The organism is Mesorhizobium sp. M7A.F.Ca.CA.001.10.2.1 (assembly GCF_003998575.1).
Lineage (GTDB): Bacteria > Pseudomonadota > Alphaproteobacteria > Rhizobiales > Rhizobiaceae > Mesorhizobium.
In genome coordinates, this window is record NZ_RZQY01000791.1 from 1 (window position 1) to 2501 (window position 2501).

2 protein-coding genes are annotated in these 2501 nt (G+C 63.4%); both read left to right on the plus strand.

Annotated features, from left to right (window positions below):
* Positions 1-668 (plus strand): acyl-CoA dehydrogenase family protein (locus tag EN964_RS31765; protein WP_281059585.1); only part of this gene is annotated, 668 nt, incomplete at its 5' end.
* A gap of 112 nt (positions 669-780) precedes the next feature.
* Positions 781-2501 (plus strand): transglutaminase family protein (locus tag EN964_RS31770; protein ID WP_164776165.1); only part of this gene is annotated, 1721 nt, incomplete at its 3' end.

Consider the following 2501-nt stretch of genomic DNA (forward strand, 5'->3'; position numbering starts at 1 on the left):
TCGCCGACGTGTTCGTCGTCTGGGCGAAGCTGAAGGGCGAGAACGGCAAGGACGAGATCCGTGGCTTCGTGCTGGAAAAGGGCATGAAGGGGCTTTCGGCGCCGAAGATCGGCGGCAAGCTGTCGCTGAGGGCGTCGATCACCGGCGAGGTGGTGATGGAAGGCGTCGAGGTCGGCGAAGACGCGCTGCTGCCCAACGCAAAAGGCCTTGGCGGACCGTTCGGCTGCCTCAACCGGGCTCGCTTCGGCATTTCCTGGGGCTCGATGGGCGCCGCCGAGGATTGCTGGCACCGCGCCCGCCAATACGGTCTCGATCGCAAGCAGTTCGGCAAGCCGCTGGCCGGCACGCAGCTCTACCAGAAGAAGCTGGCGGATATGCAGACCGAGATCGCGCTTGGGCTGCAGGCATCCTTGCGCGTCGGGCGACTGCTGGATGAAGGCAAGATGGCGCCGGAAATGATCTCGATCGTCAAGCGCAACAATTGCGGCAAGGCGCTCGACATCGCCCGCCAGGCCCGCGACATGCATGGCGGCAACGGTATCCAGATCGGCTACCACGTCATGCGCCACGCGCAGAATCTGGAGACGGTCAACACCTATGAAGGCACGCATGACGTGCATGCGCTGATCCTGGGACGGGCGCAGACGGGGATACAGGCGTTTTTCTGAGCCGGCAACCGTTGCTTAAATTAGGTGCACCGCAACATCTCTGCTTGGAGAATGGTCGCCAGATGTGTCAGGGTTCAGCGAAATCGTTTGAAACGCTGAATTCCGGGGCTCCATGGCAATTCTGGCAGCTGTCTACCACCTGACCCACTACAAGTACGACCGGCCGGTGGTTCTCGGGCCCCAGATCATCAGGCTGCAGCCGGCGCCGCATTCCCGCACCAAGGTGCTGAGCCATTCGCTCAAGGTCGAGCCGGCCAACCACTTCGTCAATCTGCAGCAGGACCCCTACGGCAACTTCCTAGCCCGCTTCGTGTTTCCGGAGCCGGTGACGGAGTTGAAGATCGAGGTCGACCTCGTCGCCGACATGACGGTCTACAATCCGTTCGATTTCTTCGTCGAGCCGTCGGCCGAGGCGTTTCCATTCGAGTATCCGGAAGAAATCCGCGACGATCTCGCCATCTATCGCACGCCGGAACCGGCGGGACCGCTGCTGTCGGCGCTGCTGAACACCATTGATCGCAGCGCTCCCAATACCGTCAATTTCCTCGTCGACCTCAATGCTCGGCTGCAGCGCGAGATCGCCTATATCGTGCGGATGGAAACCGGCGTGTTCTCGCCGGAAGAGACCTTGGCCGCGAAAAAAGGGTCGTGCCGGGATTCGAGCTGGCTGCTGGTGCAGATCCTACGCAACCTCGGCATCGCCGCGCGCTTCGTTTCCGGCTACCTGGTCCAGCTGAAGCCCGATCTGGTAGCACTCGACGGTCCGCCGGGAACGGCGATAGACTTCACCGATCTGCATGCCTGGTGCGAGGTGTATCTTCCCGGCGCCGGCTGGATCGGCTTCGATCCGACCTCTGGCCTGCTCACCGGCGAAAGCCATGTGCCGCTGGCGGCGACGCCGCATTTCCGCAACGCGGCTCCCATTTCCGGCTTGGCAAGCTTCGCCAATGTCGAATTCGGCTTCGAGATGCGGGTCGACCGCATCGCCGAACATCCGCGCATCACCAAGCCGTTCTCGGACGAAAGCTGGCAGGCTCTCGATGCGTTGGGCAACAAGGTCGATGCCGCTCTCGCGGCCGGGGACGTGCGGCTCACCATGGGCGGCGAGCCGACCTTCGTGTCGATCGACGATTTCGAGTCGGCCGAGTGGAACACCGCCGCCGTCGGTCCCACCAAGCGCGAAAAGGCGGACGAACTGATCCGTAAACTGCGCGAGCGCTTCGCGCCCGGCGGCTTTCTCCACTACGGCCAGGGCAAATGGTATCCGGGCGAAAGCCTGCCGCGCTGGACCTTTTCGCTCTACTGGCGTGCCGACGGCCAGCCAGTGTGGAGCGATCCGTCCCTGATCGCACGCGAAAAGAGCGAGGCCGATATCGGCCCGAAGCAGGCCGAAAGCCTGCTCACCGCGATTGCCGGCGAACTCGGCATCGACAAGACCATGGTCAGCGAAGCCTATGAGGATCCGGCCGAATGGCTGCTCAAGGAAGGCAAGCTGCCCGACAATGTCGATCCGTCCAACTCCAGGCTGGAGGACCCGGAAGAACGCAGCCGCATGGCGAAAGTGTTCGAACGCGGGCTGACCAAGCCGTCCGGCTATGTGCTGCCGGTGCAGCGCTGGAATAGCCAGGCATCGGATCCGCGCTGGCGCTCGGAAAAATGGAAGACGCGGCGCGGCCGGCTGTTCCTGGTACCCGGCGACTCACCCGTCGGCTACCGCCTGCCACTCGGCACGTTGCCCTATGTGCCGCCGGAGCAATTCCCCTACATCGTGCCGGTCGATCCGTCGCTGCCACGCGGACCGCTGCCCACGCGTGAAGCCATCCTGTCCTCGGC